Origin of the sequence: Hymenobacter terrenus (assembly GCF_000972495.1) — a bacterium.
Lineage (GTDB): Bacteria > Bacteroidota > Bacteroidia > Cytophagales > Hymenobacteraceae > Hymenobacter > Hymenobacter terrenus.
In genome coordinates this window covers 63024-85377 of record NZ_LATM01000005.1, presented here as the reverse complement: position 1 = coordinate 85377, position 22354 = coordinate 63024, and the positions used below count along the sequence as shown (strand labels likewise).

Genomic DNA, 22354 nt, shown 5'->3' with positions numbered 1-22354 from the left:
CTAGTAACAACTTAAGTGCGCTATTCTCGACTTGTTAAAGCGCAAGCGGCTTCCCTGGCAGGTACCGCAGTTGACTTCCTGGTTACCATTGGCTGCGTGGAAGTGCTGCACAGCTGGTACCTGGCAGCTACCGTCTTGGGCAATATAGCTGGCGGCATCACCAACTTTTGTCTCGGCCGGTACCTCGTTTTTGACGCCTCGCAGCAGAATGCCCCGCTGCAGGGAGGGAAGTATTTTTTGGTATGGCTGGGCAGTATGCTCTTGAACGCTACTGGAATTTACTTGTTTACCCAGGTACTGCATGCCAATTACGTGTACAGCAAAATAGTAGTTTCCCTGCTGGTTGGCATCGGATTCAACTACTTTCTGCAACTGCATTTTGTATTTAAGAAATCATGAAAAGTCTGCCTAAAAGGCACTACTACCCAACGGTAGTATATTTTCTACTGGTGTTGCTGGGGATGCCGTTAGCGGCCATTGCTCAGACTACCACCGTAGAAGGGGTGGTGATAGACGCTAAAACGAGGGAAAAGCTTCCATTCGTCAGCGTTGCGGTTCCGCAAGCCGCCATCGGCGTCAATACTGACGAGAACGGGCATTACTCCCTCCGCATACCGGCGGGCAACACGTCGATTGTGTTCAGCTATTTGGGCTATCGTACCGTCACGAAGACGATTGTATCGGGCGTGCTGCAACAGGAGATTAATGTTCAGCTGGCAGCGAGCGCCGCTTTGCTGAATGAGGTAGTGGTGAAAGGTGATAAACTGCCACGCTACAAGAACAAAGACAATCCGGCCGTCGAACTCATCCGCAAGGTTATCGAGAACAAGGCGCAGAACCGGCCGGAAAGCTATGACTATGTGGAGTATGATAAGTACGAGAAAATGGCTTTCTCGTTTAGTAATTTATCTGAAAAATTTAAGAATAAAAAGATATTTCGTAACTATCAGTTTCTATTTACCAAGCAGGATTCCACCGCAGCGGGCGGCGTGAATATATTGCCTATCTACATAGAGGAGAAACTGGCGAAAGAATATTACCGCAAAACTCCGGAAAAGAGAAAAATAATACCTCTCGGCACGAAGCAAGTGCAGTTTGACAAAAATTTTATTGATAACGAGGGCCTGAGTTCCTATTTCAATAGAATGTATCAGGATGTTGATATCTACGCCAATAATGTCTCACTTTTAGGAAATCAATTACTAAGCCCCATTGCCAATAATGCCCCAACTTTCTACCAATACTTCATTACCGATACTCTTAAGCAAAACACACCGCGGCTAATTGAGCTGAGCTTTTCGCCTCGCAATAAGGGCGACATGCTCTTTAGGGGTAAGCTCTACATCACGCTCGACGGGAATTACGCGGTGCAGCAAGTCAATTTATCGGTCGACAAGCGCATCAACCTCAATTTTGTTAAGAGCTTGGATGCCCGCTTGGCCTTTGCCGAAAATCCGGATAAGCGCTACCATTTGAGCAAAAGCAGCCTGGCCATTGATTTTGGTATTTCTCAAAATAAAGGCTCTGGCTTTTATGGCGAACGAACGGTATCGTTTACTAATTACCAGATTAATAATCCCCGGCCCGCTGCTTTCTATAATGGCCCTGCGCAAGTGGAAGTAGTCCCGGATAGTGTGGCCAATAGAGATGCGACGTTCTGGCAAAAGAACCGTCCCGATAGCCTCAGTCGAATCGAAAAAGCTATTTATAAGAACGTCGACACGCTTCAAACTATTAAGTCCTTCCGGCGGACGCTGGACCTGTTCACTTTTGTGCTATCGGGGTACAAAGGTTTCGGTCCGGTCGAAATAGGCCCCTCCAACACGTTTTACAGTTTCAACCCAGTCGAAGGTTTTCGGCTGCGGGTAGGCGGGCGGACTACCCCCGAGCTAAGCAAGCGTATTTATTTTGAGACGTATACGGCTTACGGTTTCAAAGACGAAAAGTGGAAGTACTTCCTCAGTTCTACGTATTCGCTCAATAATAAATCGGTCTATAGTTTCCCGCAGAACTTTGTTCGCGCCAGCTTTCAGCGTGATACTAAAATTCCGGGGCAGGAACTAGAGTTTGTACAGGAAGATAATTTCCTGCTGTCGTTTAAGCGCGGCGTTAATGATAAATGGTTGTACAACGACGTGTATCGACTCGATTATGTACACGAATTCAGCAACCACTTTTCCTACACGCTGGGCTTTAAAAAGTGGCAGCAGATGCCGGCTGGGGGCCTCTATTTCCGGAATAGCGAGAAAAACGAAAACGGCGAAGATATTGGAGCTGGTAATAATATTACGGCTTTGAATACCACAGAGCTGACGCTTTTACTGCGCTGGTCACCCAATGAAAAGTTTTACCAAGGCAAGCTCTACCGTGTGCCGATTATTGGGCCCAACCCTATCATTACGGCCCGAATCACCACTGGCATTAAAGACCTGCTCGATGGACAGTACGACTATCAGAACCTCTCGCTCAATATCGCGAAGCGGTTTTATCTTTCGCAACTGGGCCATTCCGATATGATGGTTGAAGGAGGCTATATTTCCGGACAGGTTCCCTTCCCGCTCTTAGCCGTTCACCGGGCCAACCAAACGTATTCATACCAGCTTAATTCTTACAACCTGATGAATTTTCTGGAGTTTTCCAGTGACCATTATACCAGCCTTTTTGTTGACCATAATTTTATGGGATTTTTCTTTAATAAACTCCCTCTCATCAAGCGCCTGAAGCTGCGTGAAGTAGCATCCATCAAGCTATTGTACGGCGGCATTCGAGAGGAAAATAACCCGTCTGTTCAGCCGGCACTTTACCAGTTTCTGCGCGATGGTCAAGGGAGGCCGACTACGTTTGCCCTGGGCCGGGAGCCCTACGGCGAAGCTAGCGTGGGAGTGGCCAATATCTTCAAACTGTTTCGAATAGATGTGGTTAAGCGACTCACTTACTTAAATAATCCGAACGTCGCGGAATGGGGACTACGAGGCCGATTTAAGATTGATTTTTAACCGTTATCCGCCAAGTATCTCATGAACTTCGCACCGCTCCGTGATGCCCTCCAGCAGGGCATTTATAAGGTTATAAATCCTTTTGTAAGGTTATTGATTAAGGTTGGTTTCACGCCTAATGGCGTCACCCTAACCGGGTTGCTACTAAACATCGGCGTGGCCGCTCTTTTTATCGTTGGTGGCGAAGATGGCAACCGTGGCGACCTGCGCTACGTGGGCTGGGGCGGGGCCCTGATTCTATTTGCCGGCTTGTTCGACATGCTCGATGGCCAGGTAGCGCGGCTCGGCAATATGAAGAGTGACTACGGCGCGCTATTCGATTCGGTGCTGGACCGCTACAGTGAGCTATTTACTTTTCTGGGCATCTGCTACTACTTAGTCGCGCACCACTATTTCCTCAGCTCGCTGTTTGCGTTTATTGCCCTCATTGGCTCAATGATGGTCAGCTACACCCGGGCGCGGGCCGAGGGGCTGGGCATCGAGTGCAAAGGCGGATTAATGCAGCGCCCAGAGCGGGTAGTATTGCTGGGCGTGAGCGCATTAGCCTGTGGCATTAGCTCCGCTTTTCTAGGCGGTGACTATAAGCTATTCGTGCCCGGCGTGCCCTTCCACGTGTTTGAGACGATGTCTATTTTCACGTTTCCAATTACAGTATTGGCCGTATTGTCAAATATCACCGCCATTTCTCGTCTTCTGGAAGCGAAGAAGGGGCTGGAAGTGAAAGCCCAAGTGGCGAAGCAGCCCGTTTCGTCAGACAAGATGGTGTCGGCAGCGGCTGCTCTATTGGCAATTGGACTGCTCTTCAGCAACCTCCCCCTGGCTAATGCAATGCCGCAACCTGGAATCGTGTTTCCGGTGCCCACTGGTATTTCTAACCAGTTATTCTATCTGCAGCGCGACCCAAATATTAATACGGTGATATACCAGTTGAACCTGAACGGGGCTGGTAAGCTCGACGAAGATGAACCAGTGCGGGTGTTCTGGATACGCTACACCGAGCAAGGTGAGCGCAAGGAATTGAGTTTTATTCAGCGCAAGTTTGCCTACGGCCTGAGCGCTAAAAAACTGGCAACGGATAAATATGAATTGAAATTTGCCGCCTACAATAAGGTCCGCTTCTTTCTCATGAAGTCTCCGGCCGATAATGCCTTCCACGTTTATACCACTATTGCCAGCAAGCAAATTGTGTTGACGCGCGTTTACCTGCGCATTGAAGGAGGGACCTTCTGGGTACCCAATGTCAAATACATTGAATTTAAAGGCTGGAACGCCGCAAGCCGTGAGCCAGTAGTAGAGCGGGTAAGCGTGTAGTTGAGCGGCGGGAAGACGAAGTAGTTAAATGGCGCAGCCAGAACCTTGGCAGCCATCAAAAATATTCATGATTGACTCATCATCAGGCCCTAGCGTAGGGCTGACCGCCAGGAAAGGCAGTTGGCTTGTGCCTGCGCTGTCGTTGGCGTACCTATTGTTTTCTTACGTTCTAATAGGTTTTCGGTCCGAGCAGCTCGTGTTAATCGGCCTCTGCAACGCCTGCTATTATCTGTCGGAAACAACTCGGCGGTTCATCACGGGCTTTTCCATATTCGTTGTGTATTGGGTTCTTTATGATTACATGAAGGCCTTCCCAAACTACATGTACCGAGCAGTAGATATCGCGCAGCTTTACGCTACGGAAAAGAGTTTATTCGGTGTTGAATACCAAGGCAAAATTCTTACACCTAACGAGTTCTGGTTGCTTAATGGTAATTCTGTGCTGGATGTAATGTCCGGTATTTTCTATTTGTCCTGGGTACCAATTCCCCTGGCATTCGCCGGGTATTTATTCTTTAAAAACCGTCGGCTCTTTTTCGAATTTTCGTTGACATTCCTACTGGTAAACCTATTAGGCTTTGTCGTTTATTACCTGCACCCGGCGGCGCCCCCGTGGTATGTGCAGCAGCACGGGTTCGAGTTTCAACCATTGACAATGGGTAGCACGGCTGGACTGGCGAAGTTTGATAGCTTCTTTGGGGTGGGTATTTTCAAATCTATCTACGCGAAGAACTCGAATATCTTCGCCGCCATGCCCTCGCTGCATTCGGCCTATCCCGTAATCGTGCTGTTCTACGCCGTGAAGAACCGGTCGGGCCTTTTCAACGTGTTCTTCTTTATAATCATGATAGGCATTTGGTTTGCTGCGGTTTACAATAGCCACCATTATATCCTAGATGTGCTGGCCGGTATTTCAATTGCCCTGACTGGTATTTTTATTTTTCGCCTGCTGGTTAGCAGAAGCGCGACTTTCAACCGGTTTATCGAATATTTCCTGCTGGCAACGGCGCCAGCTGATTCAAAGAATTAGCCCGATAATCTATCGGCTCCGCTTCACTTTTTAGGTGAGGCGGCGGGTGCGGCCAGCGCGTACCAAGGCCCAGCCGCTGAGTAGTAGCAACCCGCCAAAACCGAGAAAGGCCAGGTCGGCAGGTTGCTTGTTGGTGGCATACTCATACACGTGATGCAGCCCCAGCAGCTGGTGGTCGATAATGCCTTCCACTACGTTGAACAAGCCCCAGCCGAGCAAGAGCCCGCCCAGTAACGTGCGGCCCGAGTGCGGTACTTCGGGGCGGCCAGTAGCGGACCAGAGCATGCCCAAGCCCACCGCCGTGAGCACCCACACGGCAGCGTGAAACATGCCGTCCCAATACATATTTACTTTGGCTCGCACCAGTGTATCAGGCGGTAGCTGGTTCGATAGCATGTTGTGCCACTGAAATATCTGGTGCAGTACAATGCCATCGACGAAGCCACCCAGGCCCGCGCCCAGCAGCAGGCCGGCGGCAATAAGTGGCGCACGTGTGGGGCGCGGGGAAGTGATAGGACTCATGCGTGGCGCAACGTGAAGCGGTGACGGATATCAGCCGCGAAAAACAACCCCAGCCCCGCGAGCAACAGCACTGCCACCGGCAGTAATATCAGCAGCAGGTTGGCCGTGTAGGCGTCGTTGTGAATGCCGGCTTGTACCCGGGGGCGGCACACAGTGCAGGCCCAGGCGGCAGGGGAGGTCAGCAGTAATAGGAGCAATGAGGTTAAGTATTTCATTCGGTGTGGCTTGATTGCCTGGAGATGTCACTCAGACCGTTGATAATTACTGGCAAGAGCCCCAGAAAAATAAGAACGCTACGTTCGGGCTGCGGCATGCGGGGCACGAGGCAGCCCAAGGCCAGAAATACTGGCCCGCCTACTTGCCCAATGCGCACATGCGACCGAAAGCTGATGAGTGGAAACAGCCCGGCCGGAAACCTGGTAATGGCAGCACTACTGCCCTCGCCCAAGGCATTGGCCAGGATGATGGTGGCGGCCCGCTTGCTGCGTCGCGCCGCCCAGACGGCTAGTCCTAGCATTACCGGAAAGGCGACGATATCAATCCAGGCGTGGGCCTGCGGGGAGATGAGGTCAGTGGGGCGGTGCGGCGGTGCGGCGCGCTGGGGTTGCGAGAGCGCAGGACTCCTGGCTGCGGAAGGAAGCAGTGACATTTTCCATCCTACGCCACCTCTTACAGCTAAGTTTCTCACAAGCTGGGCTGTAGGAGTGGTTTTCTACGATTCGCCGTAACTTGAGTTTTGGAAATCTGCGTGCGAAGTCTACCAGGCACTGACTCCCAAGGCCCACGCTACGAGCTGCATGAGAGCGTGGCACAGCCCGGTTTGTCGCGGGCCCAGTCGGGGCGTTTGGCGGCTAGCTCGTGGTATTCGGGGTGTTCGTCAAATGGCGTTTTGAGCACGTGCATCAGCGTTTCCAGGGTGGAAAGGTCGCCGGCCTCGGCCCGCTCGATGGCTTGCTGCGCGAGGTAATTCCGCAGCACATACTTCGGATTAGCTCGTAGCATGCGCTCCCGGATGGCCTCGCCGCTATCCGGTTCCTGGCGGAGGCGGGCCGTGTACCGATGCAGCCATTGGCGCACGTTCCGGTCTTCGTCGGGGGCTACGGAATAGGCTGCGGCGGTAATCAGCTCGTCAAATAAACCATCTTCATTATCCGAGGCGGCTAGCAGGGCCGGGGCCAGGTGGGAAAGCTGGCGGAAGAAGAGCGTCATGTCTACTTCCGGCTCGGCAAGGGCTTGAGGCAAGTCTTCAGTCAGGGCGCGGTCCTCATCGGGGTGCAGGGGCGTGAGGCCCAGCTTGCGCAGCATCAGGGTGTGCTGAGTGGTAGCCAGCGTAGTGGCGTACTCGTCGAGGCCATTGCGCAGCACCTCGGCATCGGGCAGCAGCGGCGACAGAGCCTGGGCCAGGGCCATGAGGTTCCACATTGCCACCCGCGGCTGCTGCCCAAAAGCGTAGCGCCGGGAGCCGAAATCGGTGGTATTGGGCGTCCAGTCGGGGTCGTATGGTTCCAGCCAGCCGTAGGGGCCGTAGTCGATGGTGAGCCCGAGGATGGACATATTGTCGGTGTTCATCACGCCGTGCACGAACCCCACCGCCATCCAGTGCGCAATCATCACGGCGGTACGGCGGCTCACTTCCTCAAACCAGCGCACGTACACCTCCGGCGACGGCGCGCCTAGCTCTGGGTAGTGGTGACGAATGACGTAGTCAGCCAGCGCGCGCAGGTTGTCCAGCTCGCCATTGGCCGTCATTATCTGGAAGTTGCCGAATCTAATAAACGTGGGGGCCACCCGCGCCACGATGGCCCCCGGCTCGGCCTGGGGGTTGCCGTTGTAGAACATGTCGCGGACCACGGCATCGCCAGTACCCACCAGGCTCAGGGCGCGGGTGGTGGGCACGCCCAGGTAGTGCATGGCCTCGCTGCACACAAACTCCCGGAGCGAGGAGCGCAACACCGCCCGGCCATCGGCGCGCCGCGAGTAGGGGGTGGGGCCGGCGCCCTTTAGCTGGATTTCCCAGCGCGAGCCGTCTACCGCTGCCACCTGGCCTAGGGAAATGGCCCGGCCATCGCCGAGCTGCCCGGCCCAGTTGCCAAACTGGTGCCCGCCATAGCGCGCTGCGAAAGGTTTCATGCTGCCGGTAACGAGGTTGCCGGCCAGCGCATCCACCGCCGGGCCGCGCTCGGGGGGCTTCGCCAGGCCTAAAAAGTCGCCTAATTCGTCGGACCACGCCAGCAAGTGTGGGTCTTGCACGGGCGTAGGCTTCACCAGCGAGTAGCAGTAGCCCGGTACCTGCCGCGACCCTTTGTTGCCGGATATTTCGCCGCGGAGCTCATCTACAAAAGGATTTTCAAAGGTGGCCTGGTCAAGCGGTAGTTCATTCATAGCAGCACTATTCATTGGGAGTATCAGGAAAAGAAAAGGCCTGCATAACGCTGAATAGCGCCCTGGCCGTTCTTGCCAAACGGTACTCCGACGTGCTTGTTTCGGTCGGGCTTAAGCATTCACCCGAAAATCATAGAGCGTCCTGTCGAGCTTGTCGGGACGACCACTAATGGCCACACTGAGGAGAAGGCCGTCATGCTGAGCGGAGCCGAAGCATCTCGCGTGCCACCACTATTCCTTTTCCAACGATTGAGTCACTACCCCGAGCGAGATGCTTCGGCTTCGCTCAGCATGACGGCCTGATGCGCTGACAGGGCCGAAAGTGCTGAAATTATAGGAAAACGCTTATCCGCGCAGTACCCAAGTCGCTCAGGATAGGGCCTGGGGCGAGGGCGCTGAGCCGGCGGGCCGGGACTTGTCCTGCGGCAGGGGCACGAACTCGGCATTGTCGTTCGGGGGTAGGGCAATGCGGCCGGCTTGCCAGTCAGCTTTGGCCTGCTCAATCCGTTCGCGGCGCGACGACACGAAATTCCACCAAATGAACCGTTCGCCCAGCGGCTCACCGCCTAGTAGCATCAGCGTGCTGGCTTCTTGGGCAATTAGCACCGGGTCCTGGCCAGGGGTGAAGACCAGCAGCTGGCCAGCGGTGTAGCGGCGTCCGCCTACTTCCACGCTGCCCTTGGCCACGTAGGCGCCACGCTCGGGATAGCCGCGGGGCAAGCCGAAGCGGGCCCCGGCTTGCAGCACCACGTGCAGGTAGAACAGCGGCGAATGCGTTTTAACGTCGTTTTTCAGGCCGAAGGCGTCGCCGGCAATCAGCCGCATCCACACGCCAGTATCCGTGAAAATGGGTAGCTCCTGGGGTTGGTAGTTGGCGAAAGTGGGGGCTTGCTCTTCGTCAGCTTCGGGCAGCGCTACCCAGGTCTGAATCATTTCCAGGGCGCCACCAGCTAGCGTAGCCGGGTCCTCAAACCGCTCGGAGTGGGCGATGCCGCTGCCGGCCGTCATCCAGTTCACCTCGCCGGGGCGGATAATCTGCTGCACGCCCAGGCTGTCGCGGTGGGTTACCTGGCCGCCAAACAGGTAGCTAACGGTACTCAGGCCAATGTGTGGGTGGGGCAGCACGTCGAGGTTGGGGAGTTGCTCGGGCGCGACGTTCACCGGGCCGGCGTGGTCCATAAAAACAAACGGCCCCAACATGCGCCGCAACCGGTAAGGCAAAATGCGCCGAACATCGAAGCCGGGGCTAATGGAGGCGGAGCGAGCATCAATGACAAGGTCGAGCATGGAAGAGGAAGTATTAGAACGTTTGCAGAATAAATAGGCGCGGGGCCGTAGCGCGAACTTAGAAAGGGTTTTGATTAAGCATTGAAAGCGGAATTCTGTTTTACCGATTCAAATAGCTTCTCCGCTCTCACTTGCCGTCGTATTTCAGGGCTGACGGTAATATTTCTAGAGCACAAAGAAGGCTTTTTTCTTCACCCCTGCGCTTGAAACCAGGTCCTTGCGGTTGAAGTTATTCTGGTGCACGGGGTGCTGGCGGTGGGTGGCCCGGAAATCGGCCAGAATCCAGGGCGTCATGCTGCGCAGACATAGATTCAGCAAGTACGGGATGTTCATCAATTAGAGAAAGGGCAGCAAGGAAGTGGTGGCTGGCAAAGTAAGGCCCTCGCGCCGTTTGGTTATTCCAGCAAGCGAATTATTGCCCCTTGATTAAGAAGAGCATTGGTTTCTTTGCGCTGTGGCCGTGAATTGAATTTACTGTGTGGTCAGAAAAGCTTCCCAAAAAACTGCCTTAATGCCTCCTCAATTGCGCGCCGCGACGCCCGCCGACCTCGAAACCGTCCTCGCCTGGCTGCCCGACTCCCAGGCCTGCCAGCTTTGGGCCGGCCCCGCCGTGCGCTTTCCGACCACTGCTGCCGACCTCTGGCACGACATCGGCGCAACGGGGCAGAACACCTTTATATTCTCAAGTTCGGCCGAGGGAAGCCTTGTCGGCTTCGGGCAGCTCTTGCTCCGGCCGGGCGGCGTGGCCCACCTGGCCCGGCTCATCATTTCGCCCCAGCATCGGGGCCAAGGGCTGGGCCGGCACCTTTGCTTGGCGCTCCTGCACGAAGGAGCCACTTTCCTGGGTGCAAGCACTTTTACATTGCGCGTCTATCCCGATAACAAAGCAGCCGTTGCGCTCTATGGCTCTTTGGGCTTCGCGGAAGTACCAGATGCCGGAGATGAAAGTGGCTCCATCCTGATGCGCGCTGTCGTTGGATAGTTACCGGCTGTCACCCGTCTTCGTGCCAAGGCCGCGCTGACCGATGCGCTTGCCGCTAGCGCCGAAAGTCCTTAAAATGACTCCTAGAGCAGTTTTGGCATCCGTGTACCGCGAGCCGTAGCGCGAACTGTGTAGTTCGCGTGCCCGCGCCGTTCGCATTGTTCGGGTCTCGTTCTGCCACGCGAACTACACAGTTCGCGCTACTGTACACCGACTCCGAATCCGGTCTAATGACGAGCCACGGCTTTTCTTTGCCACGTCCTAACCCGTACCAAATCCCACCCTCATGAGCTTGTTGAGAACCTCTATTTTGCACTTAGCGCTGCTTGCTGGTAGCTACCACGCCGTGGCCCAGTCCGGCAGGTCCCTAACCGCCAGCCTGGAAAACGTTAGGCTGACGTTTGCGCTGTCGGCGGGCGGGCTGCCGACCTACGAGGTTTCCTATCGGCAGAAGCCGGTCATCAAGTCCTCCCGCCTCGGCCTGAAGCTGGCCGAGGGCCCCGGCTTCGAAGGTCCGCTGGTGCTGGCGGGCAGCGAGGTGAAAAATGTAGACGAAACCTGGCAGCCGGTGTTGGGCGAAGTCAAAAACATCCGCAGCCGCTACCAGCAGCTCACGGTGCACCTACGCCAGCCAGCGGCGCCCGGCCGGCGGCTCGATGTCGTGTTCCGGGTGTTTGCCGATGGCGTGGGCTTCCGCTACGAATTTCCCCAGCAGCCCAGCCTGAAGTACTTTACGGTGACCGATGAGCTGACGGAATTCGCCCTGCCCGGCGACCACAAAGCCTTCTGGATTCCCGGCGATTACGACACCAACGAATATCCCTACACCGTTTCCCGCCTCAGCGAGGTCGATAACGCGCAGCTGGTTAAAAGCTCTACGGCCATTGCCGTGCGCGACGCGCCCGATGCGCAAGCCGTGCAAACCCCGCTCATGCTCAAGTCGACCGACGGGCTCTACGTGAACATCCACGAAGCGGCACAGGTGAACTACCCGGCCATGCAGCTGCACGTCGACCGGCCCACGGCGCGCCTCAAGGCCCAGCTCGTGCCCGACGCGGTGGGCACCAAAGCCTACCTGCACGCCCCCGACCACACGCCCTGGCGCACCGTCATGGTCAGCAACAAAGCGGCTGATATTCTGGCTTCCAAACTCATCCTGAACCTGAATGAGCCCAGCAAAATCACCGATACGGGCTGGATCAAGCCCATGAAATTCGTGGGCGTGTGGTGGGAGATGCAAATCGGCAAAAGCACTTGGAGCTACGCCAACAGCGCCGATACGCTCACAGCCGCGGGCCAGCTCATTCCGCACGGCAAGCACGGCGCCAACACCGCCAACGTGAAGCGCTACATCGACTTTGCCGCCCGGCACGGCATCCCCGGCGTGCTGGTGGAAGGCTGGAACGTGGGCTGGGAAGACTGGTTTGGCAACTGGAAGGAAGGCGTGTTCGACTTCGTGACACCCTACCCGGATTTCAACGTGCCAGAAATTCAGCAGTACGCCGCCGCCAAGGGCGTGAAAATGATAATGCACAACGAAACCTCGGGCGCGGCCACCAACTACGAGCAGTACCTCGACACGGCCTACCGCTTTATGAACCGCTACGGCTACCCGGCCGTGAAAACCGGCTACGTGGGCCGCATCATCCCGCGCGGCGAGCACCACGACGGCCAATGGATGGCCAACCACTACGTGCGGGTGGCCGAAATGGCGGCCCGGCACCGCGTCATGCTCGACGTGCACGAGCCCGTGCGCCCCACCGGCCTGGGCCGCACCTACCCCAACTGGCTGGCCTCCGAAGCAGGCCGGGGCAACGAATACAGTGCCTTTAGTGACGGCAACGTGCCGGCCCACGAAACAATTTTGCCCTTCACCCGCCTCATCGGCGGCCCCATGGACTACACGCCCGGCATTTTCAAGCTGCGCAATTATGCCCCCGGCAGCCCCGAGCGCCAGGTACACACCACCCTGGCCAAGCAGCTGGCCCTGTACGTGACGCTCTACAGCCCGCTGCAAATGGCCGCCGACCTACCCGAAAACTACGAGCAGCACCTCGACGCCTTCCAGTTCATCAAAGACGTGCCCGTAGACTGGGACGACACCCGCATCCTCGAAGCTGAGCCGGGTGAATACGTAACCATTGCGCGCCAGCAGAAAGGCGCGGCCAGTTGGTTCATCGGCGCCATCACCAACGAAAACCGCCGCACCGCTACCCTCGATTTGAGCTTTCTGCCCAAAGGCCGCTACACCGCCACCATCTACGCCGACGCGGCCGATGCCGACTGGAAAACCAACCCCGAAGCCTACCGCATTACCAGGCAAACGGTGCAGGCCAGCAGCAAGCTGCGCCTAAACTTAGCGCCCGGCGGCGGTGCAGCCATCAGCCTGGTGCCAGCCAAATAGCAGCTTTGATTGAAGCCAAAGCCACTTACTGTCCCACGCTGTAGCGCAGACCCCAAAACCGCTCTATTGAATCCGGTAATGCAGCCTCCCAGGCTTCCGAGACAGGAATACCAGTCTCCGCGCTCGATTCACACCGTCCCGAGGAGGGTTTACACGCTCCCGAGCTAGGTTTATACGCCTCCGAGATGAGTTTACACCATCTCGAGATGGCTTTACACGCTCCCGAGATGAGTTTATACCGTCCCGAGATGGTTTTACACACTCCCGAGATGAGTTTACACGCTCCCGAGACGAGTTTACACGCTCCCGAGGTGAGTTTACACCATCCCGAGATGAGTTTACACGCCTCCGAGATAGGTTTACACGCTCCCGAGCTGCCTGTGCACATCGCTGCATCGTTCGCGCAAGCTGCTTCGCGGCGAGTACAAAAGCTCTCCCAATAACTGCCACCTAAAGCCCGCGAAATGCGTTAGCAGGTTCAGGCCAACTGGTCCCGGAGCGTTGCTCTAGGCGGACGAAGCTGGTCGTGAAACAGCCGAACCCTAAACTACCGCGCACCATGGAGACCCAGGAAGCAGACATCATCACCCGGCCCACGTACGACATCGCCCAAATCATGGGCGGGCTCTACGGCGACGGCATTATTGGCCTGAAAGGGGCCTTTAGCCGTGAATGGGTACAGCAGCTCGGCGCAGACATTGCCGGGCTCTATACCGCCGCCCTCCAACGCCCCGGCGGCGCCCTGGGCCGCGGGCCCAAGCGGCACTACGTCGAAATTCACCCCGAAAGCATTCGCGGCTTCGTAGACCTCGCCACCCATCCGTGGGTCACGGCCGTGTGCGAAGCCGTACTCGGCCCCGACTACAAAATCGTGGAAATTGGCTTCGACGTGCCCAATCCCGGCGCCATGAACCAGCCCTGGCACCGTGACTTTCCGGCCCCCGACGATACCATCACCGGCCGCCGGCTCAATTCCCTGGCCTTCAACCTCACCACCGTGGATGTGACCGAGGACATGGGCCCCTTCGAAATCGCCCCCGGCACCCAGTGGGACCTGCCCATCGACTTCGAGCACGACATGTTTCCGCCCAAAGCCAATAGCCCCCGCTACGAGCAGCGCGCCCAGCGCAAGCTGCCCCAGATGGGCGACATCTCCGCCCGCTCGGCCCTCACCATCCACCGCGGCACCGCCAATAACTCCGACAAATCCCGCCCCGCCCTCGTGCTCGGCGTAGATGCCCCCACCGCCAACAACGCCGAACGCCACGACCTGCAAATCACCCGCGCCTTCTACGCGACGTTGCCCGAAAGCCTGAAGCAACACCTGACCTGCCGGCTGGTAGATGAGTTGGAACCCATCGTACAAGGCCACACCATCGAAGGCCTGATGATGGGCGAGGCGTAAAGGCCAGAATTGGGCAAGGCGTAAAACGTCATCCAAAACGGCCCAACATACCCGTCATGCAGAGCGCAGCGAAGCATCTCGCGTGTGGTAGTAACTAATTAGTGGTGGCACGCGAGATGCTTCGCTGCGCTCTGCATGACAGATGGGTTTTGTGTACGCCTGCTTAAGAGCAACACCGCACAGGCACGGGTAGCACCGGTAAGAATTCAACATGCACACCCCCGACGACCACATCTACCAGGAGGCGCAGCTTTCGCCAATGACGGTAGCCGAAATCAACGAGCTGACCGCGAAAGCCCGCGCCCGGCCCCCCAGCGGCGACCAGACCCACGTGCTGGTGTCCGATGGCGAAGACCCCTGGGTCATCGCCCACGAGGGGCAGCTGTACTATTGCACCGTCGACCGCCTGAAGCAGAAAATTCTGGTCGCCAGGTTTTCCAGCCTATCTGAAATGGCCAACGCCGAGCTTGTTCAGGTGTGGCCGGGCAAGCAGGGCACCACACCCGAATTCGTAGAAATATGGTCGCCCGAGCTGCAGCTGATTGACGGCAAGTGGTACATCTACTTCGCGCTCTACAATGCCAAAAATGGCGCCGAGCGGCTGTTCACCCTCGAAGGCGTTTCCGGGCACCCGCAGGGCGAGTACGAGTTCCTCGGGCAGCTCCAGATTCCCACCGACCGCTGGGCCATCGACGGCTCCGTGCTGCGCACCGAGGAGGGAGAGCTGTACTTCATCTGGTCGGGGTGGGAGGGGTTCACCAACACCAGCCAAAACATCTACATCGCCCGGATGCGCAACCCCTGGACCATTGCCTCCGACCGGGTGTGCATCTCCCGGCCCGAATACGAGTGGGAAAAGCAAGGCTACCCGCACGTAAACGAAGGCCCGCAGGCCCTGGTGCGCCAGGGCCGCATCTTCATCATCTACTCCGCCAGCGGCAGCTGGACCGACGACTACTGCCTCGGCCAGCTCACCTACCTGGGCGGCGACCCGCTCGACCCCGCCTCCTGGCGCAAAGAGCCCGCCCCCGTGTTCGCAAAAACCGACACCATTTTCGGGCCCGGCCACGCCTCATTCGTTCAGCTTGGGGGCCAGGATTACATCATTTACCACGCCGCCCGCAGCAGCCAGGCCGGGTGGGCCCGGCAAATTCGCGCCAAGCCCTTTACCTGGCATCCGGACGGCTTCCCCGATTTTAGCGAGCCAGTATAGTTGAGGTATTCCAAAAGGCATCCCCACAGCCAGCGGTGAGAATATTCACTCAATCATTTTAAATCGCGCCATTTTGATAGCACACCCAGCCATTAACCAGCGCAGCGCACCGACGCAACCCGCCACCATCGCCTTAGCCGGCGCCACCGGCGACCTTGGCTTCCGCATTGCGCAGTCCCTCCTGGAGCGGGGAGCCATCGTGCGGGCACTGGTTCGTCCGGGAAGCACCAAGCCGGAAATAACCTCCCTGCGCAACCTCGGCGCAGCAATAGTGGAGGTTGATTTCAACAGCGTACCCGCGCTAACGCACGCCTGTGCCGGCGCCTCCTGCGTCGTATCGGCCTTGTCCGGGCTGCGCGACGTAATTGTGGATGGCCAAAAGCGCCTGCTCGATGCCGCCGTGGCCGCCGGCGTGCCCCGGTTTATTCCGTCCGACTACTCCATCGACTACACCAAGCTCCTCGACAGCAGCAATCGCAACCTCGACCTGCGCCGGGAGTTCAGCCAACGGCTCGACCAAGCGCCCATTCAGGCCACATCAATCCTCAACGGCATGTTTACCGACCTGCTAACCGGGCAGGCACCGGTGGTCCTATTCGGGCTGAAGCGGGTGCTGTACTACGGCAGTGCCGACCAGCCGCTGGACTTCACCACCGTTGCCAATACCGCCGAATTCACGGCCGCTGCCGCCCTCGACCCCACCACGCCCCGTCACCTGCGCGTGGCCGGCGAAGTAGCCACCGTCCGAGGCTTGCAAAAGGCCGCCAGCGAAGCCACTGGCCAACAGTTTAAGCTATTGCGGGTAGGAGGGTTGTGGATACTGAGCACCATGATTAAGGTAACCCGCGCCCTAATGCCGACCAGCGACGACATCTTTCCACCCTGGCAAGGCATGCAGTACCTGCACAACATGTTCACCGGCCGCCCCAAACTCGCACCACTAGATAATGCTCGTTACCCGGACATCCGGTGGACTTCAATCCGGGAAGTGCTGGCGGCCAGGAGGTAATTCGGCTCCGCCCATGTCCATTATCGCCAGTGCAGTAGGCCTTAGTGTTTGCCTCGCATGAAATGCGTGAGCCAGTAATTGAGCCCAAGGGAAGACACACCCAGCAGCGTGAGCAGGCAACCACTTATCACACCAAGAACCCTGCCTATCCCGAATATTAGCACCAAGCCCAGAACCACCGCAAGGGCGGCAGCTATGTAAAGTGGAATGGGTGAAACCCATTGACACACAACAAATCGAAGTGCACTACCTTGAAGACGGTACTCGTGAGGCAAAGACACTGGTAGTTGCATTTGATGCATTTGAATAGCCAGCCAGGGGCCATTCGCATTTTCCTGACCACGGCCGCTCCATTGAATTCGCCAAGCGACGACGAGGCGGATAAATTTTTTATGCTATTACTTTGTAATGCAAAGTTCTTTTGTTTTCTTTGCGTCATTCTCGTTTATGCTACTTTAACTCAGGTAGCAACCACTAGTGAAGACCAGTTCTGAGAACAGCGTTTTGGGCTTGCTCTCCTGCTCCGTAATACTTCCCACATCAGAACCCATGGCTGCCTCCACCACTCTCTGTTTTTAGAAATTTTCCTACCTATCTCAATCAAAAGCACTGCTATCATGACACTAACCCAAAGCATTACCCGCGTTGCGCTGGCTACGGCGCTTTTGTTGCTCATTCCCTTGACGGCAAAGCTTTTTCTCCCTGAAATGGCTTGGAGCTTGGGCGACTTTGTGGCGGCTGGCGTCCTGCTATTCGGCGCGGGCCTCACGTTTGTATTAATTGCGCGGATGGGGGATAATACCGCGTATCGACTGGCCGCTGGCGTAGCCGTGGCGGCTGGGCTGCTCCTCGTATGGGGGAATCTGGCCGTAGGGTTCATCGGGAACGAGGATAATCCCGCCAATTTGCTCTATGGTGGCGTGCTTGCCGTCGGACTCATTGGGGCCATCGCAGCGCGCTTCCAGCCGCTCGGGATGGCCCGCGCCATGTTTGCGGCGTCGCTCGCGCAATTTTTAGTCCCCTTTATTGCGGCGATTATCTGGAGGCCCGAGGTTAACTTGGGGATGATACAGGTAATTATGCTGAACACAGTCTTCGCTACGCTGTGGATTGGTTCGGCTTTGCTGTTTCGCCGCGCCAGCGCCATTGGCTCAAATTCGGGCCGACAACTGGCGTAACGGTTTCAGTCCTCTATATCCTAGCTAGCACGGCTTCAACACTAGTACTGGAAGCATTAAGAGCCGCGAGTCATACCAACGGAAATATTCTTTCTTGGCATGACTCGCGGCTCTTAATGCTTCTTCGCCCCGCCCGCTGCCCCCGCCGCCGAAGGAACGGACGCTTCTGTGTAACTTAGCTACCTATCTATGGAACTCGAAGTAAAACTTAAATTCCCAACGGAAAAGGCCGCCGCCATCTTAGAGTGGCTGCGTAGCCTGCCGTACGGAGCCGCCGAACTACAAAGCCGCAACACGGAGGCTCAACCAGCGCCGACGATTATGGAAGTCAAGTCCGACGAATTGGCGGAGCGGGAACGGATATTCTATTCGCTATTTGGCGCGTGGAAATCCGAGGAAACGGGAGAAGAGTTGAATCGTCTGCTGCAAGATGCCCGCCATACCGAGCAACGTGACATCGAGTTATGAGCCCACGCTACCTGCTCGATACCAACATCTGTGTGTTCTACCTAAAAGGCGAGTTTGGCATTCGGGAGCGAATTCAATCCGTTGGGTTGGTGAATTGCTTTCTATCTAAAATCACCATTGCCGAGCTGCTATTTGGGGTCGCAAATAGCGCCCCGGCCTGGCAGGCCAAACAGCGGCTGGACGTTGCGGCACTCCGCAAAAGCTTCGCTGAACAGGTCTTACCAATTGGGCCAGCCCTGGAAACTTTCGCGGAAGTCAAAACCCACTTGCGTCGCTTCGGCCGCGTGGTGGATAGTTTCGACTTGCTCATCGGCAGCACGGCCTTGTTTCATAATCTAACGCTGGTGACGCACAACACGCGGCATTTTGTCGATATGCCCAATACGGTCATGCAAGACTGGGTTGCTGAACAGCGGGCCGCAAGCCAAGTGGCTAACGCAAAGTAGCCTACTCACCACCCCGCCCGCGGCCCCCGCCGCTGAAGAAACGGAGGCTTCTAGGGTAGCTTGCCTTGCTCTCAGCAACATAAGCAACGCGCGATGAACCTTTGACTCTACTGATTAGTATTGATACTGCCTGTTACTACTTTGGCCTAGACCTTGTAGCTTTGCTTCCATGAACACGACAATCCCTAAGCCTGATGCTACTAAGGTGGTTGCACCTGTGGTTACACCTTCAAACAAGTGTGTAAATCAAGCAGGGGCTTTCCGTCCGGTACAGCCCAAAGACCTTGAGGCCAAGCGTCGCAAAGCTTATCCTTACCTGTTTTGATTCCACGCGATTTTCCGGGTAATGCTTACCCGTTCCGCTTTATAACCGAAAAGCCGCCCTATTCCCCGGGCGGCTTTTTGCTTGAGCGGTATATCTGCCCGTTTCAAACCAAGAAAGGCCGTCATTACATCATTCAGGCAGAGAAATACCAGCACCACATTTACGTGCTGAAGTTCTACCTCAAAGTTCATCGTTTCGAGCGCGACCCAGAGCCCAAGTACGCCTACCAAACCAACGATGGGCCTGGCGAAGCAATTCGGATTTTGAATACCTGCTTGGCCGTGATGCTACATATTCTAAAGCGTGACCCTTTGGCGTCAGGAGGATTTATTGGTACGCTGAAGCCTGCCGAATTAGAAAACGACTCAACCAATGCACAGCGTTTTCGCATCTACTCGCAGTTGGCCAGCGACTTTTTCCCGCCCGAACGGTGGGACCACCAGCACAGCCCCGAAACCAATGCCTATCTGCTGCTCAACAAAGCCGCGCTAGCCCAGCAGCCGGATTTGTTGGAGAAAGCGCAAGCCATGTTCCAAGTCTTGTACCCTGAGTTCTCAACGGCCACTACTTTGCGCCCGCCATTGCCAACTGCCCGAATCGGATAACCCCGCCCGCCCGCTGCCCCCGCCGCCAGAACGATACCACAGCTTCTCTCTCCAACGGCCTCCACCACCCCCGCCCCGCGCGCCCGCTGCGAAAGAAACCGAGGCTTCTCAAGTAACTTGCTGGCTTCATCACAAGCGGCCTCTCATGTATCTACTCTACGCCGACGAAAGCGGCGACACTGGCCTTGCAGCTAGTCCAACCAAGTATTTCATTCTATCAAGCTTGGTGGTGCATGAGACACGGTGGCGGGATTTTTTAAATGACATCGTCGCGTTTCGGCGGCACTTGCGGGCAACGAAAGGATTGAAGCTGCGCGAAGAAATCCATGCGGCACCCTTTATCACCAATCCGGGCGCGTTGGTCCGCATCCGGCGCAACGACCGGCTTGACATCCTGAAGCAATGCTTGGATTTTTTGAGCAACCGCAGTGACATTCGCATTTGCACGGTAGTAGTGAACAAAACCACGAAACAGGCCGGTTACGACGTGTTTGAAAACGCTTGGCAGGCGCTTATTCAGCGGTTCGACAACACGCTGCGTAACCGCAACTACCCAGGCGCATTCGCCGACCAGCGTGGCCTCGTGTTGCCCGACAACACTGATGGCGGCAAACTCACGACCCTGCTACGGAAAATGCGACATTACAACCCGGTGCCCAACAACGTCGCCCACCAGACCTTAGGCGCGGGCTACCGCAACCTAGCGTTGCAATCCGTCATTGAAGACCCTTTCATGAAAGATTCGGCGCACTCGTTCATTCACCAGTTAGTCGATGTAGTAGCGTATGCCGCCCGGCAGCTGTATGAGCCCAATGCCTACATGCGCAGCAAGCAAGGACACAACTTCTACACCCGTCTGCGCCCCGTGCTCAATGCCTACGCCAACCGGAACCATCCGCTGCACCTCGTGCAGTTGTGAAAATAAAAGGGGCCACCTTGCGGCGGCCCCGGGTGAATCCTACTAGGGCGACTAGCATCCGTTCAGATTCACTGCAAACTTACAGCTTTCTGTAAGATTAAGTTGCATATGTGAAAACAGGCGCCCTACTGCCCCGCCCGCTGCCCCCGCCGCTGAAGAAACCGAAGTTTTTTATGGACTGGCGCGAGTTTAGCGGAGCATAACTTGAGCCGCTGATAGTGGGGCAGTTGCGCATACTGTAACTCGAGAATTAATACATAATTATATTGTATAGGTTATGCTATTATGTTATAGAGTGCCGTTCTGCGTCAGCGGAAATGCAGCATCCACCTCATTGCAAGCACGAGCTACAGAGTCGTGCTAGTTTGGGGTGATTTTCGCCTAGGTCTAGGCTGGTGGTGCGTATGGTGGAGAAGAGCACTGTGTAACGTCTAAAAACATCTGAAGAACCGGGGCGGTGGTATATTCGTTTGCGTTTTAGTAATAATCTATCAGCATCATGGCTACTAGGAAGAAACCCGAAGAATTATCTGCAGCAGGTATGAAGCGTGTGCTAAAAAAAGCTGCAGGCAGCGTAGTACAGGATAATCTGAAGCGCGGAATTGCCATTACGGTTCTGGAGCGTGGCCAGATTGTAAAAATTCAGCCCGATAACTCCCGGCGAGTGGTGAAAAAAAACGCAGCCAAGCCGGTTCATATCACAAACACGGAGTTTTACTTTGAATAGCGCTGTTGTTGCTCGCTTACGCTTGCTTGCCGGTCCTAACGGGTCCGGCAAGTCTTTTTTAGTGCCTTTGCTGGCAGCTGAGGTTAACATGGGTGTCAGCGTTAATGCCGATGACATTGAGGCTACGTTGAAACAGCAGCGCCGCAGGAACCTGCGACTTTTAAACCTACACGATTGGAATCTACAACTCACCGAGGATGACCTACTGCATTTTCGACAGGGTGCGGGGGCCCAGCGCCTGACCCCGGAGCAGTTTGTGGCCTTTAGAATGGAACAGCTTTACATAGAGCAAAACGTTCTGCTGTTTCAGAACACGATTCTTAACTCATATGTGACGGCTTGGGTAGCGGAGTTCCTGCGGTTTCACCTACTGGCTTCGCACCAGACTTTGACCTTTGAAACCGTGATGTCGCACCGCTCCAAGCTCGACTTCTTGCGAACTGCTCGGCAGCAGGGCTACCGTACTTACCTCTACTACGTGGCTACCGACGACCCTAGCATCAATATTGGTCGGGTCGGGGCCCGGGTAGCCAAGGGAGGCCACCCCGTCGCTGCTGATAAAATAGTTGAGCGTTATACCCGCTCACTCGATTTGCTGTTCGACGCCATCAAACTCGCAGACCGAGCCTTCTTATTTGACAACTCTGGCGATGAGCCTCGCCTTATTGCCGAAATCACGAACGGTAATAAAGCGTCTTTTGCTACGACCAGCGTGCCGAAGTGGGTAAATACTTATTTTCTGGCCAAAGCTAAACCGACTGAAAAGTAGTGGAAGGTGCTGGGCAAAACAAGCTGGTTCTCTTCCAAGGCTGGCCTTTTTGGTTTCAGGTTTGCGTCGGCGCAAGTTTAGCGCAGCGTAAACCGCACCAGGTACAGCAATGTGGCTGTGCTGCCCACTATTTGGGTAGGCTATTCTTGCCTCCGCGCGTCTAAAGGCAACGTCTACCGCAAAAGCAGTCACGAGCTACAAGTTCGCGTTAGTGTTGGTAAATGCCCCCCGCCCGCTGCCCCCGCCGCTAGAACGATACCACAGCTTCTCTCCAACGGCCTCATCACCGCCCCTCCCGCTGCCCCCGCCGCTGAGGAAACAGGGGCTTCTTAAGTAGCTGCATAGATACCTACTCCCACCCCGCCCTAAGGCTGCT

Annotated in this window: 22 protein-coding genes; 16 read left to right on the top strand and 6 right to left on the bottom strand. The window is 56.1% G+C overall.

Going from position 1 to position 22354, the window contains the following annotated elements:
- Positions 1–15 precede the first annotated feature (15 nt).
- From WX88_RS09675 to WX88_RS09660, 4 genes are all read left to right on the top strand, one after another.
- Positions 16–399 (top strand): GtrA family protein, encoded by a 384-nt coding sequence (locus WX88_RS09675; RefSeq protein ID WP_046244163.1) that lies wholly within the window; start codon positions 16–18, stop codon positions 397–399.
- Positions 396–2996 (top strand): DUF5686 and carboxypeptidase-like regulatory domain-containing protein, encoded by a 2601-nt coding sequence (locus tag WX88_RS09670; protein WP_046244162.1) that lies wholly within the window; start codon positions 396–398, stop codon positions 2994–2996. The genes WX88_RS09675 and WX88_RS09670 overlap by 4 nt, the downstream gene beginning before the upstream one ends.
- A gap of 21 nt (positions 2997–3017) precedes the next feature.
- Entirely contained in the window at positions 3018–4307 is a 1290-nt protein-coding gene (locus tag WX88_RS09665) for a DUF4833 domain-containing protein (protein ID WP_046244161.1), read from the top strand.
- 67 nt (positions 4308–4374) lie between these two features.
- Positions 4375–5337: a phosphatase PAP2 family protein gene (locus WX88_RS09660; RefSeq protein WP_046244160.1), complete on the top strand. Its 963-nt coding sequence runs from the start codon at positions 4375–4377 to the stop codon at positions 5335–5337.
- Between the two features lie 30 nt (positions 5338–5367).
- Here the strand turns inward: WX88_RS09660 and WX88_RS09655 are convergent, their stop codons facing one another.
- The 6 genes from WX88_RS09655 to WX88_RS29955 all read right to left on the bottom strand — a co-directional run bounded on the left by WX88_RS09655 (position 5368) and on the right by WX88_RS29955 (position 9861).
- The gene (locus tag WX88_RS09655) at positions 5368–5859 is read right to left on the bottom strand and encodes a DUF2243 domain-containing protein (protein WP_046244159.1); all 492 of its coding nucleotides are present in this window, start codon (positions 5857–5859) and stop codon (positions 5368–5370) included.
- The gene (locus WX88_RS09650; protein WP_046244158.1) at positions 5856–6074 is read right to left on the bottom strand and encodes a hypothetical protein; all 219 of its coding nucleotides are present in this window, start codon (positions 6072–6074) and stop codon (positions 5856–5858) included. The genes WX88_RS09655 and WX88_RS09650 overlap by 4 nt, the downstream gene beginning before the upstream one ends.
- Positions 6071–6508, bottom strand: coding sequence for a hypothetical protein (locus tag WX88_RS09645; protein ID WP_156176041.1), 438 nt, complete (start codon positions 6506–6508; stop codon positions 6071–6073). Before WX88_RS09645 ends, WX88_RS09650 begins: the two co-directional genes overlap by 4 nt.
- A 137-nt stretch (positions 6509–6645) precedes the next feature.
- Complete coding sequence (locus tag WX88_RS09640) at positions 6646–8256, bottom strand: protein adenylyltransferase SelO (RefSeq protein WP_046244156.1); 1611 nt, start codon at positions 8254–8256, stop codon at positions 6646–6648.
- A 354-nt stretch (positions 8257–8610) separates the two neighbouring features.
- The gene (locus tag WX88_RS09635; RefSeq protein ID WP_046244155.1) at positions 8611–9528 is read right to left on the bottom strand and encodes a pirin family protein; all 918 of its coding nucleotides are present in this window, start codon (positions 9526–9528) and stop codon (positions 8611–8613) included.
- A gap of 165 nt (positions 9529–9693) precedes the next feature.
- Positions 9694–9861, bottom strand: coding sequence for a hypothetical protein (locus tag WX88_RS29955; protein ID WP_156176040.1), 168 nt, complete (start codon positions 9859–9861; stop codon positions 9694–9696).
- Between the two features lie 178 nt (positions 9862–10039).
- On the opposite strand from WX88_RS29955, the gene WX88_RS09630 reads away from it, so the two are divergent.
- The 12 genes from WX88_RS09630 (at position 10040) to WX88_RS09575 (ending at position 21978) form a co-directional block, all read left to right on the top strand.
- Positions 10040–10510: a GNAT family N-acetyltransferase gene (locus WX88_RS09630; RefSeq protein ID WP_046244154.1), complete on the top strand. Its 471-nt coding sequence runs from the start codon at positions 10040–10042 to the stop codon at positions 10508–10510.
- 286 nt (positions 10511–10796) lie between these two features.
- Positions 10797–12914, top strand: coding sequence for a glycoside hydrolase family 97 protein (locus WX88_RS09625; protein ID WP_046244153.1), 2118 nt, complete (start codon positions 10797–10799; stop codon positions 12912–12914).
- A 559-nt stretch (positions 12915–13473) separates the two neighbouring features.
- The gene (locus tag WX88_RS09620; RefSeq protein WP_052732531.1) at positions 13474–14319 is read left to right on the top strand and encodes a phytanoyl-CoA dioxygenase family protein; all 846 of its coding nucleotides are present in this window, start codon (positions 13474–13476) and stop codon (positions 14317–14319) included.
- A gap of 211 nt (positions 14320–14530) precedes the next feature.
- The gene (locus WX88_RS09615; RefSeq protein WP_052732530.1) at positions 14531–15532 is read left to right on the top strand and encodes a glycoside hydrolase family 43 protein; all 1002 of its coding nucleotides are present in this window, start codon (positions 14531–14533) and stop codon (positions 15530–15532) included.
- A 73-nt stretch (positions 15533–15605) separates the two neighbouring features.
- Positions 15606–16541, top strand: coding sequence for an NmrA family NAD(P)-binding protein (locus WX88_RS09610; RefSeq protein ID WP_231590667.1), 936 nt, complete (start codon positions 15606–15608; stop codon positions 16539–16541).
- 617 nt (positions 16542–17158) lie between these two features.
- Positions 17159–17719, top strand: coding sequence for a hypothetical protein (locus tag WX88_RS09605; protein WP_046244152.1), 561 nt, complete (start codon positions 17159–17161; stop codon positions 17717–17719).
- Positions 17720–17908: 189 nt separating this feature from the next.
- Positions 17909–18187: a hypothetical protein gene (locus WX88_RS09600; RefSeq protein ID WP_046244151.1), complete on the top strand. Its 279-nt coding sequence runs from the start codon at positions 17909–17911 to the stop codon at positions 18185–18187.
- The gene (locus WX88_RS09595; RefSeq protein WP_046244150.1) at positions 18184–18633 is read left to right on the top strand and encodes a type II toxin-antitoxin system VapC family toxin; all 450 of its coding nucleotides are present in this window, start codon (positions 18184–18186) and stop codon (positions 18631–18633) included. Before WX88_RS09600 ends, WX88_RS09595 begins: the two co-directional genes overlap by 4 nt.
- A gap of 321 nt (positions 18634–18954) precedes the next feature.
- Complete coding sequence (locus WX88_RS09590) at positions 18955–19563, top strand: hypothetical protein (protein ID WP_046244149.1); 609 nt, start codon at positions 18955–18957, stop codon at positions 19561–19563.
- Between the two features lie 145 nt (positions 19564–19708).
- Positions 19709–20482: a DUF3800 domain-containing protein gene (locus tag WX88_RS09585; protein ID WP_046244148.1), complete on the top strand. Its 774-nt coding sequence runs from the start codon at positions 19709–19711 to the stop codon at positions 20480–20482.
- 499 nt (positions 20483–20981) lie between these two features.
- Positions 20982–21209, top strand: coding sequence for a hypothetical protein (locus WX88_RS09580; RefSeq protein ID WP_156176039.1), 228 nt, complete (start codon positions 20982–20984; stop codon positions 21207–21209).
- Entirely contained in the window at positions 21202–21978 is a 777-nt protein-coding gene (locus WX88_RS09575; RefSeq protein ID WP_316932321.1) for an AAA family ATPase, read from the top strand. Before WX88_RS09580 ends, WX88_RS09575 begins: the two co-directional genes overlap by 8 nt.
- The last annotated feature ends 376 nt before the right edge of the window (positions 21979–22354 follow it).